The organism is Stutzerimonas sp. (assembly GCF_982611455.1).
Window position 1 is genome coordinate 16,531 of record NZ_CEXBBO010000021.1, and the last position, 21,189, is coordinate 37,719.

Below are 21,189 nucleotides of genomic sequence, written 5' to 3' on the forward strand. Positions count from 1 at the left end.
CGAAGCCTGACCATAAAAACTCACGGAGGCCTGATGACCCACTGCACGATCCACTTCGACGGCGAATCCCTCTCGGGTGACGCCGATACCCCGCTTATCGATTTCCTGGCCAAGCACGACATCAATCTGCCTCACGTCTGTTACCACCGCGCCTTGGGTTCTCCGCAAACGTGTGATGTCTGCTGGGTACAGGTCGACGGCGAACTGGTGCGCGGCTGCACGCTCACGGCTCAGGAGGGGCTGACCGTCACCAGCCAGGTCGAGCTGGCCCGCGATGCGCGCGAGGAAGGCATGGATCGCCTGCTGGCCAAGCACGAGTTGTATTGCACCCTATGCGAGCACAACACCGGTGACTGCACGCTGCATAACACCTTTGCTGACATGCACATGCCCATCCAGCGCTACCAGTTTCAGCGCAAACCCTACGAGAAGGACCACTCCAACCCCTTCTACACCTACGACCCGGACCAGTGCATCCTCTGTGGTCGTTGCGTCGAGGCCTGTCAGAACGTCGAAGTCAACGAGACGCTGTCGATAGACTTCACTATGGATCACCCGCGCGTGCTCTGGGATGGCGGCAAGCCCATCGACGATTCGAGCTGTGTGAGCTGCGGTCACTGCGTCACCGTCTGCCCTTGCAACGCGCTGCTGGAAAAGACCATGCAGCCCGACGCCGGGCCATTCACCGCCCTGCCGCAGGACATCAAACGGCCAATGATCGACATGGTCAAGAAGCTGGAGCGGACCATCGGCGCCCCGCCGATCACTGCCATTTCAAAGATGGATATGCATTGGCGTCAGCCGGAGATCAAGCGCACCAAGACCGTGTGTACCTATTGCGGGGTCGGCTGCTCGTTCGAGATGTGGACCCGTGATCGGCACATCCTCAAGGTGCAGCCGGTGGTGGACGCGCCAGCCAACGGCATCTCCACCTGCATCAAGGGCAAGTTCGCCTGGGACTTCGTCAATGATCCGAAACGCCTGACTACCCCGCTGATCCGCGAGAACGGCAAATTCCGCGAAGCCAGTTGGGACGAGGCGCTAGATCTGATCACGCACCGGCTGTTGCAGATACGCGATATCCATGGGCCGGACGCCATCGGTTTCATCGGCTCGAGCAAGGCGAGCAACGAAGAGGCGTACCTGACGCAGAAGATCGCCCGTGCGGTCATCGGCACCAATAGCGTCGATAACTCCTCGCGCTACTGCCAGAACCCGGCGACCAAGGGCCTGTTCCGCACGGTCGGCTACGGCGGCGATTCGGGCACCATTGAAGATATGGAAAAAGCCGAGCTGATCGTGATCGTCGGTAGCAACCTGTCCGAGAACCACCCCGTGATCGCCTCGAAGCTCAAGGCGCAAAAGAAGCACCGCGGGCAAAAGTGGGTGGTGTTCGACCCGCGCAAACACGAGATGGCCGAGCGCGCCGATCTGCATCTGCGGCCCAATTCGAGCACCGACATGGTCTGGGCCTCGGCGCTGTCGCGCTATATGTTCGAGCACGGTTACGCCGACCTCGATTTCCTCGGCGGCAAGGTCAACCAGGTCGAGGAATATAAGAAATCCCTAGAACCCTTCACCATGGACTTCGCCGCCGAGGTCACCGGGATCGCCAAGGAACAACTGATCGAAGCGGCCGAGATGATCGGCCAGGCCAAGACCGTGTGCCTGCTCTGGGCCATGGGCATCACTCAGCACAGCCACGGCTCGGATACCAGCACAGCGCTGTCCAACCTGCTGCTGGTCACCGGCAACTACGGCAAACCGGGCACCGGCGGTTACCCCATGCGCGGCCACAACAACGTGCAGGGCGCCAGCGACTTTGGCTGTCTGAAGAATATGTATCCGGGCTACGAAAAGGTCACCGAAGAGAAGAACCGCGATAAGTGGGCCAAAGCTTGGGGCGTACCACCCGAGCGACTGTCGCTGGAGAAAGGCAACGACAATTTCACCATGGTCCAAGGGGCCGATGAAGGTTCGGTCAAGGCGATGTACATCATCGGCGAGGAAACTGCTTTCTCCGACGCGGATACCAAGAACGTGCACAGCGGCTTCGAAAGTCTGGATTTCATGGTGGTGCAGGATATTTTCATGAGCCGCACCGCGGAGTTCGCCGACGTGGTGCTGCCGGCCTCCCCCTCAGTGGAAAAGGAAGGCACTTTCACCAACACCGAGCGGCGCATTCAACGCTTCTACCAAGTACTGCCGCCGCTGGGCAACAGCCGCCCGGATTGGCGCATCCTCACGGACCTGGCCGCACGCATGGGGCACGACTGGGGTTACACCCATCCCTCGCAGATCATGGATGAAGTCGCCGGCATCGCCACGATGTTCCAGGGTGTGAGCTACGAACGGCTGGAAGGCTGGCAATCATTGCATTGGCCGATGCAGACCGACGGCAGCGACACCCCTCTGCTATATACCGACCGCTTTCACACCGACGATGGCAAGGCCGTGCTCTTCCCGTTGGAATGGAAGGCTCCGGCCGAATCGGCGGACAGCGAGTTCGACATCATGCTGGACAACGGACGGATGCTGGAGCAGTTCCAGGGCACCAACCAGACCGGCCGCGGCCCGCGCATCTGGTCGCAGGCGCCCAACTGGTTCGTCGAAGTCAGCCCGGAGCTGGCGAGCGAGCGCGGCATCGAGGACGGCACCTGGCTGAAAATCAGTTCGCGTCGCGGCTCGGTCGAGGTGCGCGCGCTGGTGACCGATCGGGTCGCTGGCAAGACGCTGTTTCTGCCGATCCACCAGGGCAAGCCGGGCGTCAATCTGCTCACCGGCGAGCACCACGACCCCGACGTGAATACGCCCGCCTACAAGGAAACCGCCGTCAAGATCGAAGTGCTTCGCAAAGGCGAAAACCCGCTGCCACGCAACAGCTTCCGCTACGGCGATCGCACCCCCAACGATGGCGTGCCGGTCGAGGTCAAATGGTACCAGGATGATTATGTCGCGCCGCCCGGCAGAGCCCCGCACCCGGAGAGATTCTAATGGCTGAACGTATCAACTATGACGTCAAGCCGACCCCCATCGGCCCCACCGCTCGGGAGGAGCTGGATACGCTTCTTGAAACCCTGCACCAGCGCGGTGTGTTGCGCCTGGCCAATGACATGGTCGGCGCCAACGACCGCATCCTCAAGGTACTGGTAGACGGGCTTAGTAAGGACGGCTCGCTCAATGCGATCCAGAACTTGTCGATACTCGGCATGGCGTTGTCGCGCATCGAGCCGGCGCAGTTCTACAAGGTGGTGTTCGCCTTCCAATCTGCGTTCGGTGCCGTTAGCGGCTACAAGCCCGACGGCAAGCACGACGAAGCGCCGGGAGTGACCGGCGCCTACAAGATGCTGCACGACGACGACCTGTGGGCGGCGTTGATGCCAATTATCGAGGGACTCAAGACGTTCGCCGGCGAACTGGACAAGGAAGTCGACAAGCCGATCACCGCGTTCAGCGGCAAGCCAACCGAGCAGTGAGACCGCGATAAAGCGGGCCGGTAGCGGGGAACGCGAGCTCGCCCGCTACCGTCAATCAATTACTGGTTGGTAGTGCCGGTCGCTGGCGCATTAGCCTCGCCAGAGGAACCGTCGGTTTGCTGATCGCGCATCTCATCGGTCGGTGGGCTGTTACCGTCGCTCATCTCTTCGTCGATCGCGGTGTCACCGCTGGTATCGCTGCTGGCAGGCGGCATCGCGGGCGGTGCTACGGGTGCCTGCGGTTGTACAGCCGTCGCAGGCGGCGGATCGACATCTTCGGGTTCGTCGGCACCACAACCCACCAGGAACAAGCCAAGTATCGCTGGCGCAAGATAAACAAGACGCATGGGACCTCCGTGACTGCGCGGACCATACAGTCCGACTGCTATTTCAGGTTGAACAACAGGCCCACCAGTTGACCGCTTCGAATAGCCAGAGTGCCGCGAGCGCTCTTACCCGGCGGGCCGGCGTCAGAGAATCTCCAGCCCCTCGCACTTGTAATCGCCGATGAAGATGTCGTCCTGCAAAACTTCACCGTCGAGGTTGAAGCAGAACAGGTAGCTTTCGGTGCGATCGCCGATCTCCACGCTTTTGAGCCCGATGCACTCGTCAGGGTGTCCCGGCAGGATCTTGAACGAAGAAATGCCGCGCTCGGGAATCCGCTCCCCGACCTGCAGGGTGCGGATCTCGCTGAAGTCTTCATTGGCGATGATCAGCACGTTGGCGCCGCGCTCGCGTTCATCGACCGTCAGGTCGAACGGCGTAGTGGAAATTTTGCGGGGAAAGAACAGCCATTCTCGGCGATACGGATGCCATTCCGCCGCTTCATGGATGACGTACCCGTCGGGGCCAATGCCGAGCGCGTCACGGATGCGCTGATAGCGATCGGCCCAGTTGACGCTGCGCACGCCATAGTTGCGATCGAGCATTTTCACCCACTCCTCGGCCGGCTTCTTGCCGTGACTTCCGATGACGAGTTGATCGTTCCAGAGCGTCGCCCATTCGCTTTTGAAGCCTTTGAATTGCTCGTCACCGCTGCCGGTCATAAGGATATTTCGCGGCACCAGTTGATTCTGCCCACGGACTTCGCAGACCAGCCCGGTTCGATCGTCGAAGGTCACCAGGCGTTTGCCGAACATCACCAGCTCGGAAAACTCGGCCCCTCGCCCGCCTTCGGCAATCAGACTGATCAATTGAAACTCGCCCCCTTCGTCCTCCGGTATGTCCTCGAAGCGGTATCGAGGCCGGCCGGTTTGCGGGTCCGCCTGTCGATGCAGACGGTCGTGGCGCAGAGTCGATTGCCAGGCTATCCGGCCGTCTTCCTGCTCCACCTGCGAGGCGTGGTCCTCATCGGTGATGATCGCAAGCATGTACTCGGATGTGGTGCTGTCGTAGCGCTCAAGGCGCCGAAGGTCGAAATGCTGTTCACTCATGTATGGGTGCTCGATTGAGACGTGGCGCCAACTAGCACAGCGCACGGGAGGGCTCGTCTGGGTTCGGACAACACACGTCGTGCGAGTTTCCGGTAGCGGCCCCGCTTTTGATTGCCGTCAGGCTTTCGCGCAGACTGCGCAGCAGCTTCGTCTGTTTGATGGTCGAAGCCCCACAGTACACGACGATCGGGACGGCATGATTTTTCATATATTTCAGCGACATTCAACGACCCGCAACGCCTCGCCGGCAGCATCGCCGCAGCGGGCCAATGCTTCGCCGCTTGCCCGCCGCGCCGCCGCCAGTATCGGCGGCGCCCTGCTGCTGAGCCTGGCCGGCTGCGGCACTCAGCAGCCGGACGTGCCTGCGCCTCGGCCGGATGAGGTTCGGGCGAAGATCGTCCGGCTCATCCCCAGCAACATCCCGAACCGCCAAGGCTGGGCGACGGATATCTATGCCGCGTTCGATTCATTGGATATCTCGCCGAACAGCGAAAATATCTGTTCGGTCCTGGCCGTCACCGTGCAGGAGTCCACTTTCCAGGCGACGCCACCGGTCCCAGGCCTGGCGAAGATTGCCCGCGAGGAAATCCATCGCCGGGCCGCCCGGCTGCATATTCCGCGCTTCGTGGTCAACGCTGCGCTGGACGTCCAGTCGCCCAACGGCAAGACGTACAGTGAGCGGCTCGCCGCGGTGCGTACCGAAGAACAGCTAAGCGCAATTTTCGATGATTTTCTTGGAATCATGCCGCTCGGCAAACAGCTGTTCGGCATGCTCAACCCGGTCAAGACCGGTGGGCCGATGCAGGTCAGTATCGCGTTTGCCGAAGACCGCGCACGTGACTATCCCTACGCACGCAAGGGTACCATCCGCGACGAGGTGTTCACTCGCCGTGGCGGCATGTATTTCGGCATCGCTCACCTACTCGACTACCCCGCCAGCTACAGCCAGCCGCTGTACCGCTTCGCCGACTTCAACGCCGGCTGGTATGCCAGCCGCAACGCCGCATTCCAGAATGCGGTCAGCCGCGCCAGCGGCATCGAGCTGGCGCTCGATGGCGATCTGATCATCCACGGCAGCAGCAAGGCCGGTCAGACCGAGCGTGCGGTTCGCTCGCTGGCAAGCAAACTGGACATGAGCGAAACCGCGATTCGCAATGCGCTTGAGCGCGGCGATACCCACGGCTTCGAGAAAACACGGCTTTACGAGCGCGTCTTCGCGCTTGCCGAGAAGCGTGCGGGTAAATCTCTGCCGCGTGCAGTGCTGCCGGGCATCCGCCTGGAAAGTCCGAAGATCACCCGCAATCTGACCACGGCGTGGTTCGCCAACCGAGTCAATGATCGTCACCTGGCCTGCATGAAACGCGCCGGAGGTTGACTGCATACGAGGCAGATATGGCGCGCAGTGGAAACCTTATCTGCCATCTCCGCCATGCGCGGCGTCGCTCAGCCACCGATCAAGCCCATGCCCGCAAGAACGAAGGCACCAACGGAAACGATCAACCCCAGCACGACGAACAATCCATCCTTGGCGGTTATGCCCAGACCAAACAGGCAAATCGCCGAGAACGGCGCCGTACTGGCGAACGGAAGCAACTCCAGCGGCGGTACCGAAGTCGCTAACAACAGGCAAAGCGCGGCAATCACCCGTAAAAAGGTTTTGCGCGTGGCCCAGCTCATGCGAGCGCGTACGACCTTGTCGAGCCAGCGCACCACCGGTCGTATCTTGTTCAGGCCCTTCTCGAGCTTTTCGCCGCGGACCGAGCGGTTGCCGAGAAACGCGGGAATCCAGAAGTGCTCGCGGCCGAACAGCATCTGTACGGCAAATAGCGCGACGATCAGCGCCAGCATCGTCGGCACACCAGGAATTCCGCCTATGGGGCTGATCTCGATGATCGCCGGTACGAACAGAAACGGGCCAAAGCTGCGCTGACCGATCTTGTCCTGGATATCGCTGACCGACACCTGTTGCTGGTCATCGCCCAGCTCGATGACGCCATCGATTACCTGTTCCAGACATCGCTCATGCTGGTTGGCCTCGGCCATATCAACCTCCTATATCGAGCTGCGATAAACAGCCGCAGGTACCGTCGATCAACTGCCCAGCCCGGCCGATACCAAAGTGAACAGTACGAAGCCGCCAACGAAAGCCAGCACCGAAGTGCGGCTGTCATCGGCGCTGTCATGGGCCTCGGAAAGCATGTCCTCGACAGCGGCGACGGTAAGTAGCCCTGCGGTGAAAGCCAGCGCGCCCATCTGATAAAGATCGTCCTGGCCACGCAGCAGGTAGTACGCAGCCACAGCAGCGACCACCACCGGCACGGCAAAGGACGCCGACAGCCATAGCCGACGCGATCGTGAAACGCCATTGGCCTTCATGTTGGCGATGGTCGCGTAGCCTTCCGGAACATCCGCCATGACCTGACCGCAGGCCAAGGTGATCGCCATGCCGAGCGACACGCTGGAGCCGGCGCCGATCATCAGCCCATCACTGAACAGGTCCATCGAGACGGCGATAAAGATCATCCACATGCTTTTCGCGCCGCTGCCTGGCGCGCCTTCGCCGCGCTGCAGTCGATCCACCAAAGCCTCGATCAATACATAGGCGACGCCGCCCAAACCAAAGCCGAGGGCGACGGCCCAGACCGGAATTCGCGCCAGCGCTTCGGGCATCAATTCGACCGCGACCACCGCCAACACTACCCCTGCCGCCGCATGCAGCGCTCTGTTGAGTTGCCGCCGGGAAACATGAAAACACTCGGCAAGAACACCGCCGGTGAAATTGCCCAGCGCTGGAAGCAACGCCAGGCCGAGAACCATCCAGATGCTTGGCAAAAATTCCCCCTCAACCGGTCTGCATTGGCGCGGATCGCAGCCATGTAGGCAGTGCCGCGTCCGCGGTATCGACTCAACTATTGGGACCGCACCCGTCTTTGATGCTCTTTTGCCATTCGTCGTGCAAGGCACTAGGGTCTGTTCCCGTTTCGTTCGCGGCCGCGCCGGAGCATGTTCTTGCGCGAGGCAAGGCACGAGGAGCGAGGTTTGGTCATTCCAAAATAAGCGACGAGAAACGCAGCATCGCGCAAAAACAGACCCGGCCCTACGGGTTGCGCGCTGTGATCGGGCAGCGCTGCCAACCTGACAGAATTGTAATAAACCGACGTGAACCTTAAGAAAATGGCCTCGGTCGTAACCTTTAGTTACCTGTTTTCCTGCCAAGCCGCAGGCCACACGGGCCCCCGACTCAGCGGCTCAACAGAACCGACCGGGTGATTGGCCACTACAAAGGCCGGTCATTTTGTGCATCGGGCGGAACAATCCAGATCAAGACCGAGCTCGCTCAACAGTCCGGTCCGGAGGAAGCCGATGGAACTGTTCACATTGCTGGTTATTTTCCTGATCAGCGTCGCTATTGGCCTGGCCGCACAATGGCGACCGCCATCGGGGCGAGCCGGCTGGCCGCAGCGCGCGCCTTTTCTTGGCGGTGGCGAGCCCGCCGCACACGCCTGGAGCCGCTACCACATCCGTTATTACCCGATGACCCTGCTGTTGATCGCCTTCGAGATGGAAATGATGTTCATGTACCCCTGGGCCGTGGTCTACGTCGCCGAGGGCATGAAAGCAATGATAGAGATGGGCATGTTCCTGGCCATTCTCTCGGTAGGGATCGTCTATGCCTGGCGCGAGGGGGTGTTCCGGTGGCAATGAACTTGTTGCAGCGGCTAGCAGCACGGACAACGCCGGTATTTATCGTCCAGGGTATGCATGGCGAGGGCATCCGCGAAAAGCTGATGCTCACGCCGGGGATCGCACTGGTCGATAGCCCGCGCCACGCCAGCGTCCTGCTGGTGGCTGGCGGTATCCCGCCCGAACATCAGCAGGCGCTGCGGCGGCTGCATGAGCAATTGCCGCACCCAGCGGCTAGCGTCTGGTTCGCCGCCGACCCGTTGATAGAGTTGCAGCATGCCATTAGGGTCGAGCGCCTGGATGCGTTGCCCGAGGTGCTGACCGACGCCCACCAGGGATTGCTCAACGGCAACACTCCCGCCTCGCCCAAACTGCTGCCCGACCAGCCGCCGAGTCCCTGGCAGGGGCTGGGCGACCACGGCCAGGGCGGTAGCGGCATGATGGGAGGCGTGCCCTACGGCCGGCCGATGGCCATGGCGATGATGAATGACATCCGCGACGGGCTGATGCTCGATTCGCTGTCGTTTAATCTTGGGCCCTTCTTCCCGCTGCTGCCGGCGGGGCTGGTGCTGGAACTAACCCTGCAGGGCGACGTGATCCAGATGGCCATGATCAAGGCCAAGCCCTACCCGGTTAGCGTCTCGCCGCTGTTTTTTCAGGCGTTGGACGGGCCGGTGCCAATCGCCGCGCTGGAAATCGAAAGGGCTCGGCACCATCTGAGACGCCTGGCGCAGCTGTTCAATCTCGCCGGCCTGCATGCCCTGGCGCTACGGACCCTGGGTGAAGCGCAGACATTGCAAGCGGGCGATCGGCTGCCGCAGCTGCGCAAACGCCTGCACCGTAGTGGTCTACTACACGCGATGCCGGCGAAGCTGGGCGTGCTGGATCGCGAACAGGCGCGCAGCCTGGGCGGACCGGCCGCACGCGCCGCCGGCCTCAAGCATGATGCGCGCGAGCGGGACCCGCATTACCGCCAACTCGGCTTCGACGTGAAGACGCAACAATACGGCGACTATCCGGCGCGGCTGCTGCAGTGGCTGGATGAAACCGAACAGGCCCTGGCCCTCGCGACCGACGCCCAGCGGCAGGACCTGCACACCTCCCTCGATCAGACCGAAACCCCGCTCGGCACGCTCAGCCGTGAAAGCCAGCCGATGGACATGAGTAGCGTGCTCACCGATCTGTTGCCCGGTCTGGAATGGGGCGAAGCCATGGCGGTGATCGCCAGCCTCGATTTGCCTGCACTGTCTCTTTACACCGATGCACAAGTCCTGCACCGCACCGTAGACAAGGGGGCCGCATGATCGTCTCGCAATTACTGCTGCCCCTACTGACGGTACTGCTCACGCTGGGACTGGGCGTGTATCTGCTGAAGGTTATCGATGGCGCTATCGCGGCGGCTGTCAGCGGACACAAGTTGGGGAATCCGCTGCCTGCGCCCCTGCAACAAGTCGCCTGGCTCTGGCTGCAACAGCGCAACACCACGGAGAAACCCGACACCCTCAACTGGCGCCTGGCCCCTGCGCTTTACCTCGGGCTGGCGGCCGCAGGGCTGGCGGTGGTGCCCTGGTCGGCGAGCCTGATTCCCAGCGATCTATCCACCGGCATCGTGCTCTGGGGCTCGGTGGAGGCGCTGGCCACGGTGGTGATATTTCTCCATGGCTGGTCGGCCAATGCGCTGCTGCCGCTGATTGGCGCCTACCGTTACGTGGCGCTGGGGCTGTCTTACATACTGATCAGCATGTTCGTGCTGATCGGCGTCGCGCTGCCCGCCGAGTCGTTGCAAATGTCTGCGGTGATCGAGTCGCAGCGCGAACTGTGGAACGTCATCCGTCAGCCGCTGGGCCTGCCCTTGTTCCTGATAGTCGGGCTCGGCGTGAGCTTTTGGGGTCCGCTGAATTTCGCCGATTCGGCCGATCTGGCCGGTGGTACCGAGGCGGAAATTTCCGGCCGCTCGCGGCTGGTCTGGACATTCGCCCGGGCAGCGATGCTGGTGGCCTTCAGCGCAGTGGCCGCGACGACGTTCCTCGGCGGCTGGCTCGGGCCGTGGCTGCCTGGGCCGGTGTGGTTGTTGCTCAAAAGCGCGCTGGTGCTCACCGTGCTGCTCTGGCTGGGACATCTGTTGGCGCGCGTCGCTCCCGAGCGGCTGGTGACACTGGCGTGGCTGCTGTTTCTGCCGCTGGCGTTCGTCGATCTGGTCTGGGCCGGACTGGAGGCGCTGCGCTGATGTTTGTCGACCTGAGTTTTTTCATCCTTGCGGCCATCGCGGTTTACAGCGGCTGGCGGGTTTTCCGCACCGATTCAATGGTGCGCGCCTCCTTTCTGCTACTGCTGTCATTCATCGCGGTCGGCGCAATCATGCTGTTGCTCTCGGCGGAATATCTGGGCGTGGCGCTGTGGTTCATGATGGCTGTGGAAATGATGGTGATGGCGCTGTTCATGGTCATGTTCATGATGAACCCTGCCGGACTCAACCCCATGAACATGGTGCATCAACCACGCATCGCCAAGGCTGCTGGCCTGGTGACCTTCGCAGTACTTGCAGCCGTTGCGCTGTTTGCCGACTTCCCCGACCGCCCGGCGGCTGCCGATCTTGAGCCCGTCAGTTCGCTGGGCAAGGAAATGCTCGGTCCCTCGATGCTGGTATTCGAGTCCGCCGGGCTGGTGCTGCTCGCCACCATGATCGGTGTGGTCGTGCTGTCCAGCCACCGTGGCCGCTACGGCGCATCCACCGAAGGCTCGATGCCGCCTGGGTTGATGCCGGGCGGCGACCCGGCCGGCAAACCGCCTGAGGACGACGGCGACCAGAGCAACGATCACCACCATCACTGAACGGAGGCGAGACGATGACCCTGCCCCCCCTGCTGTTGCTGGCCGCCGCGTTGATTGGCCTGGGCGTTTATGGCGCGCTCTCGCAGCAATCGTTCGTCATGCTGATGATGGGTCTGGAACTGATCCTCAACGGCACGATGCTCGCCACGGTCGCCTTCTGGGCGTTTAGCAGCGCCGGCGTGCCCGAAGGACAGTTGCTGACCATCATCGTGATGGCGGTGATGGCGATTGAAATGGCCATGGGCTTTGCCCTGGTAGTCGCGGTATATCGCGCCAAACAGGCCGATACCACCGAAGCACTCGACGGGCTGAAAAACTGATGCTCTGGCTCGTCGCGCTATTGCCGCTGCTGGCCGCACCGCTGCTCTACGGCCTAGGTCGTCGTAGCCAGCCGGCGTTACTCGGTTGGTTCGGAGCAGCGCTCACGTTGGCTACCGGCGTCCTCGCGTTGCTGGCGGTACTCGGTGACTGGCAAGCCACATACCGCTGGAGCTCGCACATTGTGCTGTCGGCCAACCTTTCGACCGCCAGCGCGACATTCGCCCTTGTAGTACCGCTGGTAGCCGCGCCCATCGTGCTGTACAGCGCCTTTCATGAGGCGGGCTCCAGCGCAGGCACCGCACTGGCCAGGCTCATTGCACTGCTACTGGCCTTTGTCGGCGCCATGGAGCTGCTGGTACTGGCCGACGACTTGCTCACCCTGTTGATCGCCTGGGAACTGGTTGGCGCGCTTTCCTGGGCACTGATCGGCCATCAATGGCACCAGCGCAAGACCTCGCGCGACGCCGCCTGGGCATTTCTGGTAACCCGTTTCGGCGACCTCGGCCTGTATATCGCAGCCGCCGCAGCCTATGCCGGCACGGGTTCGTTCGCCTATGACGGGCTCGGCCAGCTGGACGGCGCCAATCTGCAGGTGTTCGCTGCCGGTATTGTCCTGGCGACTGCGGCGAAGTCCGCGCAGCTACCGTTCTCGCCCTGGCTGTTCGCCGCCATGTCCGGCCCTACACCGGTTTCGGCGCTGTTGCATGCCGCGACAATGGTGGCAGCGGGGGTTTATCTGATCGTCCGGCTGCATCCCACCCTGGCCGGCGTCAGTTGGTTCGCTCCACTGGCCATTACCCTGGGGTTGGCGACCGCATTGGCCGGCGGTCTGGTTGCCAGCCTGCAGGGCCATGCGAAAAAGCTTCTGGCCGCGTCCACCTCCGCGCACTACGGGCTGATGTGGCTCGCGGTTGGCGCCGGTTATCCGGGTGTGGCGCTGCTGCATTTCGTCGTCCATGCATTCATGAAAGGTGTGCTGTTTCTTGCGGCGGGCATCGCTGAACACCATACCGGCAGCTATTCCCTGGGTGCGATGCGTCTCGGCCGGCAACTGCCGGGTATCGCCCTGGCAACGCTGGCGGCGAGTCTGGCGCTGGCTGGGATGCCGCCGCTCGGCGGTGGCTGGAGCAAGGAAAAAATCATCAGCGCCGCCGGTCATCAGTTCGCCTGGCTGGCAGTCATCGCCGCCATCGCAGGCGGGCTCAGCGCGCTCTATGCGACGCGCTTCCAGCTGTTAGCCTTCGGCCGCGGGCCGCAGGTCGGCAATAACCGCAGCGAGACGCCGGGGCATACGGCGCCCGAAGCCCTGGCGCTGTATTCGCTGGCGGGCGTGTCGCTGATGACGGCGCTGCTGTGGTGGCCGGGCATGGCCGGGCAACTGGAGCGTTTGCTCAGCATCGACTTACCGGCCGGCACGCGCAGGGAATTGCTGATGTCGCTCGGACTGGTGCTCGCCGGCATCGTCCTTGGCACGCTGGCGGTGCAACGCAGCTGGGCCAACCACGACGCCGACAATCCTCGCTTCGTCACTGCCAGCGACTGGTTGGGTCTGCCCCTGCTGGCCGAACGCGGCGTCAGCGGCTTGCGATGTGTCAGCCGGGCATTGGCACGCTTCGATGACCGCGTGATCGACGCTGTTCCACGCGCCATCGCTGGTTATCCACGCATGGCTCATCGCCTGTCGCGCTTCGATCATGCCGTCATCGATGCCGTTGTGCGTGGCAGCGCGAGCGCTACGGCCTGGCTTGCGGCACGCAGCAGCCAGCAGGGCGAAACCCTGTTCGACGGCATCAGTCGAGGCAGCGCAACGGCTTCCGCCTGGCTGGCCGGACAGGCGCGCCGCTTGCAGTCCGGCCAGATGCATCACTACTACACCGGCGTCGCCGTGGGTCTGGCGGCGATCCTGATCATTCTCGGTACAGGAGCACTACTTTGATTCTTACCGCAGCTCTGGGCCTGCCTCTGCTGGGCGCCCTCGTGCTCGCCGTCACGCCTCGCTTGAGCGATTTCGCCGCGCGTGGGTTCGCGATTGTGGTTGGGGCGTTGTCCGTGCTCTGCCTGGTTATCGCCTGGCTGCGCTTCGATACGACCGGGCCGCTGTTCCAGCAAATCGAGGAAGTACCCTGGGTGCCCAGTCTCGGTATGGCCTGGCGACTCGGCGTGGACGGCATCGCCTTGGCGGTGGCGAGCATGAGTGCGCTGGTGTTTGTCGCCAGCATCGCTTACCCCGTGGATACGAAGAACCATGCGCGGCAGTACTACGCCTGGCTGCTGTTTCTGCAGGGCGTGTCGCTCGGCGTGTTTCTGTCGCTGGATTTGCTGCTGTTCTATGTGTTTTTCGATCTGTCGCTGGTGGGTATGTTCTTCCTCATCGGCCGCTGGGGCCACGGCCAGCCGCAAGCTGCAGCGCTGAAGTTCTTCATCTATACCTTTTGCGGCTCGCTGGTGATGTTGCTGGCCTTCATCGGGCTGTTCCTGGCGGTAGAGCCGCATACCTTCGACATGCGCGTGCTGATTGCTGAGCAGCCACTGGTGGGCTCCGGCCTGCCCGCCGGGCTGATTCTGCTCGGCCTGATGATTGGGCTGGGTATCAAGACACCGCTGGTGCCGGTGCATACCTGGCTACCACAGGCACACGTGGATGCGCCGGGGCCGGCCTCGGCGGTGCTCGCCGGAGTGCTGCTGAAGATGGGCACGTTTGGCATGATCCGCATCCCGTTCTCGATGATGCGCGAAACCTTTGCCGAATACGCCTGGGTGATTGCAGTGGTCGCGGTGATATCGATCCTCTACGGTGCGAGCGTCGCCCTGGGCCAGGGCAATCTCAAGCGGCGCATCGCTTACACCTCGATCAATCACATGGGTTACACGGTGCTCGGCATCGCGGTGGCCGGCGCGCTGCTTGGTGGCAATGAGGCTGCGCGACAACTCGCGCTGGTCGGCGCGACGGTGGAAATGGTGGCTCATGGGCTGATCACCGGCAGCCTGTTTCTTATCTGCGGCTCGTTCTGGCAGCGCACCGGCGACTACGAGATGGCCCGGTACGGAGGCCTGGCCAAGCGCGCGCCGCTACTGACCGCCTTTGCCGTATTGGCCGCCTTTGCCAGCCTCGGCTTGCCGGGGCTGGCCGGCTTCGTCGCGGAATTCCACATTTTCGCCGGCACCTTCGCGGTCTATCCGTGGCTGGCAGTGATCGGCATTTTCGGCATTCTGATTACCGCTGCGCTGTTCCTGCAATTGCTGCAGCAGCTGTTCTTCGGTGAGTTGCCGCAGCAATGGAGCGGTTTCGTCGATCTCAAGACCACCGAAGGGCTGGTGCTCGGCGGGTTGGCGCTGGCCTTCGTGATCGTCGGTGTGGCGCCACACTTCCTGCTGCAGATGATCGAGGCCTCGGCATCCCTGCTGGTTGGAGCGCGCTGATGCCGGTCGCGGACCTGCTACCCGAAATCGCGCTGCTGCTCGGCGCCGTGATCATCATCCTTGGTTCTTCGTTCGTTCCGCAGCGCCAGCTGGCGTGGATGGCCGGCGTCGCGCTGCTGGTAATCGTCATAGCCATCGCTCTGTGCATGCGCCAGTGGGGCGGCACGCCGCGCCTGACGTTCTCCGGCGTGTGGGCGCTCGACGACCTGACCATCGCCACCAAGCTGATCGTGCTCGTGGCCGGCGCGGCGGTGGTGCCGCTCTGCCCGGCGTGGTTGCAGAGCGACCCTCGCCATGGCGAGTTCTACGCGCTGCTGCTGTTCGCCCTGCTCGGTGTGATCATGCTTGCCTCGGCCAGCGACAGCATGCAGCTGGTGGTGGGCATGCTGTTGTCTTCCGTAGCGAGCTATCCGCTGGCGGCTTTTCATCGTCGCTGGGCACCGGCGCTGGAAGCCGGCATGAAATATTTTCTGGTAGGGGCGCTGACGAACAGCCTGCTGTGCATCGGCGTGGTGTTGCTGTTCGGTATCACCGGCGAAACCGGCTATCAGCAGATCGCTGTCAGCCTGGCGCTGGACCACGATTCTCTGGCGCTAGCGGTCGGCGCCGGCTGCATCGTCCTCGGACTGACGTTCAAGCTGGCCGCCTTCCCGGCCCATGCCTGGATGCCGGACGTAGCCCAGGGCTCACCCGCGCCAGCCGCAGCGTTGCTTACGGTGGTCCCGAAAATTGGCGCGGCCATGGCCTTGGCCCGTTTCGTCTCGCTGCTGCCGGAGGAATTCGACACGCCGCTGCTGGTTGCGCTACTCGCTGCCGCCACCATGACTCTGGGCAACCTCGCCGCGCTCTGGCAAAGCGATGTGCGCCGACTGCTCGGCTGGTCTGCGGTCGCTCAGTCCGGTTACGCGTTGATGGCCGTGACGGTGCTCGGCGCCAGCCCAGACGCCATGCCGTCGCTATTGATCTTTCTCGCCACATACGCCATCGCCAACCTCGCCGCCTTTGCCGTTATCGTGCATCTGCGCGGCCGTACCGCCCTTGATGATTACGGTGGTCTGACTCGCGAAGCCCCTATGGCCGCCCTGGTATTGATCCTCGCGCTGCTGTCGCTGACAGGTATTCCGCCGCTGGTTGGATTTTTCGGCAAACTCCTGCTGTTCCGCGCCGCCATCGATGGCGGCTACACCTGGCTGGCGATTCTGGCCGTGATCAATACTGCCCTGTCGCTGTTCTATTACCTGCGGGTCATCGGCAGGATGGTTTTCGGCCGCACCCAACATCCGGTTTACATCTTGGAAGGCCCTTGGCCGCGTGCGGTGTTGGTCCTTGGCGTGTTGCTATTGGTCGCAGGTGGCCTGGGGATGCAGTGGTTGATGGCTCGGTTGGCCGGGGCCAGTCTGCTACCGGTGTGAAGAGATCCTTGAGATAGGAAGCTGGTCTCGGGGTTGGTTGTGGTCAAAAGTCCACGCGCCTAACCGGCGCCTCGCGTCAGCAGATCCGCCAACGACAAGCTGAACAGCAACAGCAACCAGAACCCCGCACCCAGCGCGAAAAAGCGCACCAGCGACGAATGCTGACCGAGCTGCATGAAGCCGACGATCACCAGCCCCGCCTGCCCCGCCGCGCCGAGCAATGCCCAGTTCGACCAGGCGGGCAACCACAGCGCCAGCAACACGTTGGCGCTGAGCAAGGCGAGCAGGCCGAGGTAGGTCAGCAACAACGTGCGCAAGCTCATACTGGCCTCCCCAACAGGTACAGGGCGGGATAAAGGAAGATCCAGATGACGTCTACCAAGTGCCAGTAGAGCCCGACCATTTCCAGGGTGATGGCGCGTTCGGGCAGTTTCATATGGCCGAAGTGAATGCGAACCGCCATACCCAGCGCCAGCGTCACGGCGATCAGCACGTGCACGGCGTGCAGGCCGGTGGAGAACAGGTAGATGTTCATGTACAGGCGCGATGCCGCTTCACGCAACGGAGACTCGTTGGGCGAACCGGGCAGCAGGCCCTCGCGAAATTCCCAGGCGTATTCGAAGCCCTTCAGACCGAGAAATCCCAGCCCCAATAACGCCGAGATAAGCAGCCACAACTGCATCTGGCCGTAGTAGTGGCGACGCGAGGCACGCACCATGAGGCTCATGCACAGGCTGCCGGTCAGTAGCAGCGCGCTATTGAATCCAGCGAGCAGAAAGTGCAGGTGGCCGACCGCCTCGGCCACCGCTTGCGGGTGAGCCAGCCGGTAATAGCAGATCACCAGAAACAGCACGCCGAACATCATCACTTCGGTCGCGAGAAACAGCCACATGCCGAGATAAGTCGCTTCGCGCTGCTGCGCGGCGGTCTGGAAGTGTTCGGCGAGGTAGTCCTCACGAACGTCCATGAGTGGCCTCTGGCGGATACTCGTAAGCTTCGAAGTCGACGATGGGTATTTCGGTGAAATTGTGCGTGGGTGGTGGCGAGGAGGTGCGCCATTCCAGACCGGCCGCCTCCCAGGGGTCGTCATCGGCAATAGGACCGTAACGCAGCGACCAGAGCAGGTAGAAGAACGGCAGTATGTAGGCCACCGCCAGTATTGCGGAGCCAGCCGAGGACATAACGTGAAGGAACTGAAAGTCCTCGCCATAGCTGTGATAGCGCCGCGGCATGCCCAGGTAGCCGAGCAGGAATTGCGGAAAAAAGGTCAGGTTGAAACCGAAGAAGATCATCACTGCAGCGATCTTGCCCCACAGCTGCGAGTACATCCGCCCGGTCATCTTCGGCCACCAGAAATGCAAGGCGCCGAAGAACCCCGCCACTGCCGCGCCGACCATGATGTAGTGGAAGTGCGCCACCACGAAGTAGGTGTCGTGCACATGCACGTCGGCTGCGAGCAGCGCGAGGAACAGCCCGGTCACCCCGCCCACTACGAACAACCCGATAAAGGTCACTGCGTAAAGAAAGGGTGCGTTGATGGTGAGGTTGCTTTTGTAGAGCGTCGCGGTCCAGTTGTAGACCTTGATCGCAGACGGTATCGCTACCAGAAAGCTAAGCAGCGAAAAAACCATGCTGGCATACATCGACTGGCCGGCGACGAACATGTGATGGCCCCAGACCATGAAGCCGATCACCGCGATGGCCAGGCTCGAATAGGCGACGAACTTGTAGCCGAAGATGCGCTTGTGCGCCGCCGCGGTGACCAGCTCGCTCATCACACCCATGGCCGGCAGAATCATGATGTACACCGCCGGGTGGCTGTAGAACCAGAACAGATGCTGGAACAGTAAGGGATCGCCACCCAGCGCCGGGTCGAACACGCCGATGTGGAACAGATGCTCGGCCGCGACCAGAAGCAGCGTGATCGCGAGCACCGGCGTCGCCAGCACAAGGATTACCGAGGTCGCGTACAGCGACCATACGAACAGCGGCAAACGGAACCAGGTCATCCCCGGCGCGCGCAGGGTATGCACGGTGACGATGATGTTGAGCCCGGTGATGATCGACGAAAAGCCGGTGATGAACACGCCAACGATTACCGCCACCACGTGACCATTGCTGAACATGGTCGACAGCGGCGTGTAAAAGGTCCAGCCGGTGTCAACGCCGCCGGCCAGCAGCGAGAAAATCGTGAACAGCCCGCCGCCGACCAGCAAATACCAACTGAACAGGTTGAGCTTGGGAAACGCCATGTCCTTGGCGCCGATCATGATCGGGATCAGAAAGTTGCCGAACACCGAGGGGATCGAGGGAATTAGAAAGAACCAGACCATGATCACACCGTGTAGGGTGAATGCGCGGTTGTAGCCATCAGCGGTGAGCAGATCGCCTTCCGGCGTGATCAGCTCGATGCGGATCGCACTGGCCGCCAGCCCGCCAAGAAAGAAAAACGCGGTCACCGCGATCATGAACATGATGCCGATGCGCTTGTGATCGGTGGTCATGAACCAGGTGCGCAGCCCGTGCTCGTCCGCGAGGTAGCTGGGGCGCTGATTGGCGGCGGGGTTCTTCTGGCTCAATGGGGCGATCTCCTGTGCCGGGGCGTCTCAAGGCTGTTCGGGTTCATCCTGCCCTCCGTCCCCGGCACGACCGAGGGACTTGATATAGGCGGTCAGGCGCAACACCGCTTCCTCGTCCAGGACGTTGTCGAAGCTCGGCATGATGGGCTCGAAGCCGGCCACCACATGTTTGTTCGGCAGCAAGATGCTGTCGCGGATATAACCGTCATCGGCAACGATCGACTGGCCGTTCTGCAGCGCCACGCGGCGCCCGTAGAGACCCGCCAGATTCGGCGCATGGGCGACACTCGCCTCGCCGTGGCACCCGCTGCAACCGAACTGGCGAAAAAGTGCGTCGCCCTGCTCGGCCAGGCTTTCCGAGCGGCCGGCCTGCTCCAGCCAGGCTTCGTATTCCTGCGCCGGCTGGATGATCAAGCTGGCCAGCATGTGCGAATGGTCGGTACCGCAGTACTCGGCGCAATAAGCGTCGAAACGGCCGGTCTTGTTGGCCTCGAACCAGAGCTGGGTATAGCGCCCCGGCAGCAGGTCCTGCTTCACCCGCAGCGCCGGGAAGTAGAGGCTGTGGATCACGTCTTGGGAAATCATGTTGAGCTTCACCGGACGCCCCACCGGCACGTGCAGCGTGTTGATCTCGCGTTGGCCGCCGGGGTGCTGGAATTTCCACATCCACTGTTTGCCTACCACCTGGATTTCCATCGCATCGGGCGGCGGTGTGCGGACCTCGTAATAAAGCTTGGCGGAGATCAGATAGATCACCATGGCGCCGACGAAGGGAATGGCGATCCAGGTCATCTCGATCTTCATGCTGCCGCGCGGACGGTGATCGCGCGGCACTTTAGTGCCCTTGCGGTAGCGAAAGGCATACAACGTCAGCAGGACGAATACCGGCACGACGAAGAACATCATCATTACGGTGAAGGCGAAGATCAGCCAGTCGACATTTCCGGCGTAGCTGGAAGCGGTCTGCGGCCAGAAGCGCACGAATTCCTCATTCATGCGCCGCCCCCCGTTTGCGCCGCTCGCGCCAGAGGGTAATGCCGATGAACCCGCCCAGCGCCAGCGTGGTGCCGATGCCGCCGACCTGCAGCGCGCCGATCACCAGATTGTCGTAGCCGCCGGTGCGTGGGTTGTAGTGATAGCAGAGCAGCAATAGTTGATCGCCCAAAGAGCCGATGCGCCCTTCACCGGCATCGGTCAGGGCCAGGCGCATGTCGTCCGGCTGGTAACCGAGCCCGTACAGCCAGCGCACCAGCTTGCCGGCCGGGCTCAGAGTCGCGATGGCCGAGGCGTGGGCGTATTCCTGAATGTCCGGGTCCCAGCGGTAGCGAAAGCCGATGGCCTCGGCCAGCGCAACGCCGGAGGATTGCGGCGAGCTGGGTGTTTCGGCGCCTGGGTTTGATGGGTTATCACCCATCCTGCGGCTCGCCTGTTCGATGGGCGCGCTGTCCGTCAGGAAGTGTACGTGCGGCGAGTCCGCCAGTTGCGGCCAGCGCTCGCGCAGCTTGGCGCGCTCGGCCTGGGCATCGGCGGGAGTTTCGCGCGGGTCGAAGCTGAAGGCGATCACCTCGTAATCCTTGCCCACCTCGAACGACAACGCCGTGAGCAAGTTGAACAGACTGGCCAGCTGGGCGCCGCAGACGTTCGGGCACCGGTAGTAGACCGGCGCGAGAATTACCGGGCGCTGCTCGATCAGTTCGCCAAGGGAAACGAGCTTGCCTTGATCGTTCTTGAAGCGCAGATCCAGCGGCACCTGGGCGCCGGGCTTTTGCTCGATGCCGGCGGAGGCGAACGGATCGAACGGCGCCTCGGCGTAGGCGGGGCCAACGAGCAACAACACAGCAAAGAGAAAGGCGAAACATCGACCCAGGCCATAGCACCGAGGTTTATTCGATGGGTTGACACCCATCCCACGAACAGCACGAGCGCGAGCGCCTCGCACACAAGGAATCCGACAAGCCCTGCCCCGACCGTAGTATGGGTGATAACCCATCGCCTCCGGACCCTCGAATGAACCGCGCAAACACCTGACCAA

General features: G+C 62.4%; 20 protein-coding genes. 11 read left to right on the forward strand and 9 right to left on the reverse strand.

From position 1 onward, the window contains the following. Window positions 1–33 precede the first annotated feature (33 nt). Entirely contained in the window at window positions 34–2,994 is a 2,961-nt protein-coding gene (gene fdhF / locus AC2LD7_RS13660; protein WP_484598276.1) for a formate dehydrogenase subunit alpha, read from the forward strand. After that, window positions 2,994–3,476, forward strand: coding sequence for a helical membrane plugin domain-containing protein (locus AC2LD7_RS13665; protein ID WP_484598277.1), 483 nt, complete (start codon window positions 2,994–2,996; stop codon window positions 3,474–3,476). Before fdhF ends, AC2LD7_RS13665 begins: the two co-directional genes overlap by 1 nt. A 59-nt stretch (window positions 3,477–3,535) precedes the next feature. Here AC2LD7_RS13665 and AC2LD7_RS13670 read toward each other — a convergent pair whose 3' ends face one another. Both AC2LD7_RS13670 and AC2LD7_RS13675 read right to left on the reverse strand, forming a co-directional pair. After that, window positions 3,536–3,823, reverse strand: coding sequence for a hypothetical protein (locus tag AC2LD7_RS13670; protein ID WP_484598278.1), 288 nt, complete (start codon window positions 3,821–3,823; stop codon window positions 3,536–3,538). A 123-nt stretch (window positions 3,824–3,946) separates the two neighbouring features. After that, a complete protein-coding gene (locus AC2LD7_RS13675) occupies window positions 3,947–4,909 on the reverse strand; it encodes a hypothetical protein (protein WP_484598279.1) in 963 nt (320 codons plus the stop codon). A 196-nt stretch (window positions 4,910–5,105) separates the two neighbouring features. On the opposite strand from AC2LD7_RS13675, the gene AC2LD7_RS13680 reads away from it, so the two are divergent. Next, window positions 5,106–6,284, forward strand: coding sequence for a DUF1615 domain-containing protein (locus AC2LD7_RS13680; protein ID WP_484598280.1), 1,179 nt, complete (start codon window positions 5,106–5,108; stop codon window positions 6,282–6,284). A gap of 68 nt (window positions 6,285–6,352) precedes the next feature. On the opposite strand, the gene AC2LD7_RS13685 is transcribed toward AC2LD7_RS13680, so the two are convergent. Both AC2LD7_RS13685 and AC2LD7_RS13690 read right to left on the reverse strand, forming a co-directional pair. Next, window positions 6,353–6,952 carry an exopolysaccharide biosynthesis protein gene (locus AC2LD7_RS13685; protein ID WP_484598281.1) on the reverse strand — a complete coding sequence of 200 codons (600 nt, stop codon included), beginning with the start codon at window positions 6,950–6,952 and terminating at the stop codon, window positions 6,353–6,355. Between the two features lie 48 nt (window positions 6,953–7,000). Further along, window positions 7,001–7,741, reverse strand: a complete 741-nt coding sequence (locus tag AC2LD7_RS13690) for a ZIP family metal transporter (protein WP_484598282.1) — start codon at window positions 7,739–7,741, stop codon at window positions 7,001–7,003. 531 nt (window positions 7,742–8,272) lie between these two features. On the opposite strand from AC2LD7_RS13690, the gene AC2LD7_RS13695 reads away from it, so the two are divergent. From AC2LD7_RS13695 to AC2LD7_RS13730, 8 genes are read left to right on the forward strand one after another with little or no spacing between them, the layout of a single operon-like run. Continuing rightward, window positions 8,273–8,614 (forward strand): NADH-quinone oxidoreductase subunit A, encoded by a 342-nt coding sequence (locus AC2LD7_RS13695; protein WP_484598283.1) that lies wholly within the window; start codon window positions 8,273–8,275, stop codon window positions 8,612–8,614. Beyond that, on the forward strand, window positions 8,611–9,897 hold the full coding sequence (locus AC2LD7_RS13700) for an NADH-quinone oxidoreductase subunit D-related protein (protein ID WP_484598284.1): 1,287 nt from the start codon (window positions 8,611–8,613) through the stop codon (window positions 9,895–9,897). Before AC2LD7_RS13695 ends, AC2LD7_RS13700 begins: the two co-directional genes overlap by 4 nt. Next, window positions 9,894–10,820, forward strand: a complete 927-nt coding sequence (locus tag AC2LD7_RS13705) for a complex I subunit 1 family protein (RefSeq protein WP_484598285.1) — start codon at window positions 9,894–9,896, stop codon at window positions 10,818–10,820. Before AC2LD7_RS13700 ends, AC2LD7_RS13705 begins: the two co-directional genes overlap by 4 nt. Then, the gene (locus AC2LD7_RS13710; RefSeq protein WP_484598286.1) at window positions 10,820–11,425 is read left to right on the forward strand and encodes an NADH-quinone oxidoreductase subunit J family protein; all 606 of its coding nucleotides are present in this window, start codon (window positions 10,820–10,822) and stop codon (window positions 11,423–11,425) included. The genes AC2LD7_RS13705 and AC2LD7_RS13710 overlap by 1 nt, the downstream gene beginning before the upstream one ends. A 14-nt stretch (window positions 11,426–11,439) precedes the next feature. Beyond that, a complete protein-coding gene (nuoK, locus tag AC2LD7_RS13715) occupies window positions 11,440–11,745 on the forward strand; it encodes an NADH-quinone oxidoreductase subunit NuoK (RefSeq protein WP_484598287.1) in 306 nt (101 codons plus the stop codon). Next, complete coding sequence (locus AC2LD7_RS13720) at window positions 11,745–13,682, forward strand: NADH-quinone oxidoreductase subunit 5 family protein (RefSeq protein WP_484598288.1); 1,938 nt, start codon at window positions 11,745–11,747, stop codon at window positions 13,680–13,682. Before nuoK ends, AC2LD7_RS13720 begins: the two co-directional genes overlap by 1 nt. After that, entirely contained in the window at window positions 13,679–15,166 is a 1,488-nt protein-coding gene (locus tag AC2LD7_RS13725) for a complex I subunit 4 family protein (protein ID WP_484598289.1), read from the forward strand. Before AC2LD7_RS13720 ends, AC2LD7_RS13725 begins: the two co-directional genes overlap by 4 nt. Next, complete coding sequence (locus tag AC2LD7_RS13730) at window positions 15,166–16,578, forward strand: NADH-quinone oxidoreductase subunit N (RefSeq protein WP_484598290.1); 1,413 nt, start codon at window positions 15,166–15,168, stop codon at window positions 16,576–16,578. Before AC2LD7_RS13725 ends, AC2LD7_RS13730 begins: the two co-directional genes overlap by 1 nt. A 59-nt stretch (window positions 16,579–16,637) precedes the next feature. Here the strand turns inward: AC2LD7_RS13730 and AC2LD7_RS13735 are convergent, their stop codons facing one another. From AC2LD7_RS13735 to AC2LD7_RS13755, 5 genes are read right to left on the reverse strand one after another with little or no spacing between them, the layout of a single operon-like run. Continuing rightward, complete coding sequence (locus AC2LD7_RS13735; RefSeq protein ID WP_484598291.1) at window positions 16,638–16,901, reverse strand: hypothetical protein; 264 nt, start codon at window positions 16,899–16,901, stop codon at window positions 16,638–16,640. Next, window positions 16,898–17,545, reverse strand: coding sequence for a cytochrome c oxidase subunit 3 (locus AC2LD7_RS13740; protein ID WP_484598292.1), 648 nt, complete (start codon window positions 17,543–17,545; stop codon window positions 16,898–16,900). The genes AC2LD7_RS13735 and AC2LD7_RS13740 overlap by 4 nt, the downstream gene beginning before the upstream one ends. Next, window positions 17,532–19,157: a cytochrome c oxidase subunit I gene (locus AC2LD7_RS13745; protein WP_484598293.1), complete on the reverse strand. Its 1,626-nt coding sequence runs from the start codon at window positions 19,155–19,157 to the stop codon at window positions 17,532–17,534. The genes AC2LD7_RS13740 and AC2LD7_RS13745 overlap by 14 nt, the downstream gene beginning before the upstream one ends. A gap of 27 nt (window positions 19,158–19,184) precedes the next feature. Beyond that, a complete protein-coding gene (gene coxB, locus AC2LD7_RS13750; RefSeq protein WP_484598294.1) occupies window positions 19,185–20,153 on the reverse strand; it encodes a cytochrome c oxidase subunit II in 969 nt (322 codons plus the stop codon). Next, complete coding sequence (locus tag AC2LD7_RS13755) at window positions 20,146–20,994, reverse strand: SCO family protein (RefSeq protein WP_484598295.1); 849 nt, start codon at window positions 20,992–20,994, stop codon at window positions 20,146–20,148. The genes coxB and AC2LD7_RS13755 overlap by 8 nt, the downstream gene beginning before the upstream one ends. Window positions 20,995–21,189: the final 195 nt, after the last annotated feature.

Excerpts from the sequence above, each read along its gene's own strand:
- AC2LD7_RS13740 (WP_484598292.1), bottom strand. The coding sequence starts at position 17,545 with ATGGACGTTCGTGAGGACTACCTCGCCGAACACTTCCAGACCGCCGCG.
- AC2LD7_RS13670 (WP_484598278.1), bottom strand. The coding sequence starts at position 3,823 with ATGCGTCTTGTTTATCTTGCGCCAGCGATACTTGGCTTGTTCCTGGTG.
- nuoK (WP_484598287.1), top strand. The coding sequence starts at position 11,440 with ATGACCCTGCCCCCCCTGCTGTTGCTGGCCGCCGCGTTGATTGGCCTG.
- AC2LD7_RS13735 (WP_484598291.1), bottom strand. The coding sequence starts at position 16,901 with ATGAGCTTGCGCACGTTGTTGCTGACCTACCTCGGCCTGCTCGCCTTG.
- AC2LD7_RS13730 (WP_484598290.1), top strand. The coding sequence starts at position 15,166 with ATGCCGGTCGCGGACCTGCTACCCGAAATCGCGCTGCTGCTCGGCGCC.
- coxB (WP_484598294.1), bottom strand. The coding sequence starts at position 20,153 with ATGAATGAGGAATTCGTGCGCTTCTGGCCGCAGACCGCTTCCAGCTAC.
- AC2LD7_RS13665 (WP_484598277.1), top strand. The coding sequence starts at position 2,994 with ATGGCTGAACGTATCAACTATGACGTCAAGCCGACCCCCATCGGCCCC.
- AC2LD7_RS13675 (WP_484598279.1), bottom strand. The coding sequence starts at position 4,909 with ATGAGTGAACAGCATTTCGACCTTCGGCGCCTTGAGCGCTACGACAGC.
- AC2LD7_RS13710 (WP_484598286.1), top strand. The coding sequence starts at position 10,820 with ATGTTTGTCGACCTGAGTTTTTTCATCCTTGCGGCCATCGCGGTTTAC.
- AC2LD7_RS13705 (WP_484598285.1), top strand. The coding sequence starts at position 9,894 with ATGATCGTCTCGCAATTACTGCTGCCCCTACTGACGGTACTGCTCACG.
- AC2LD7_RS13680 (WP_484598280.1), top strand. The coding sequence starts at position 5,106 with ATGATTTTTCATATATTTCAGCGACATTCAACGACCCGCAACGCCTCG.
- AC2LD7_RS13700 (WP_484598284.1), top strand. The coding sequence starts at position 8,611 with ATGAACTTGTTGCAGCGGCTAGCAGCACGGACAACGCCGGTATTTATC.
- fdhF (WP_484598276.1), top strand. The coding sequence starts at position 34 with ATGACCCACTGCACGATCCACTTCGACGGCGAATCCCTCTCGGGTGAC.
- AC2LD7_RS13720 (WP_484598288.1), top strand. The coding sequence starts at position 11,745 with ATGCTCTGGCTCGTCGCGCTATTGCCGCTGCTGGCCGCACCGCTGCTC.
- AC2LD7_RS13685 (WP_484598281.1), bottom strand. The coding sequence starts at position 6,952 with ATGGCCGAGGCCAACCAGCATGAGCGATGTCTGGAACAGGTAATCGAT.
- AC2LD7_RS13695 (WP_484598283.1), top strand. The coding sequence starts at position 8,273 with ATGGAACTGTTCACATTGCTGGTTATTTTCCTGATCAGCGTCGCTATT.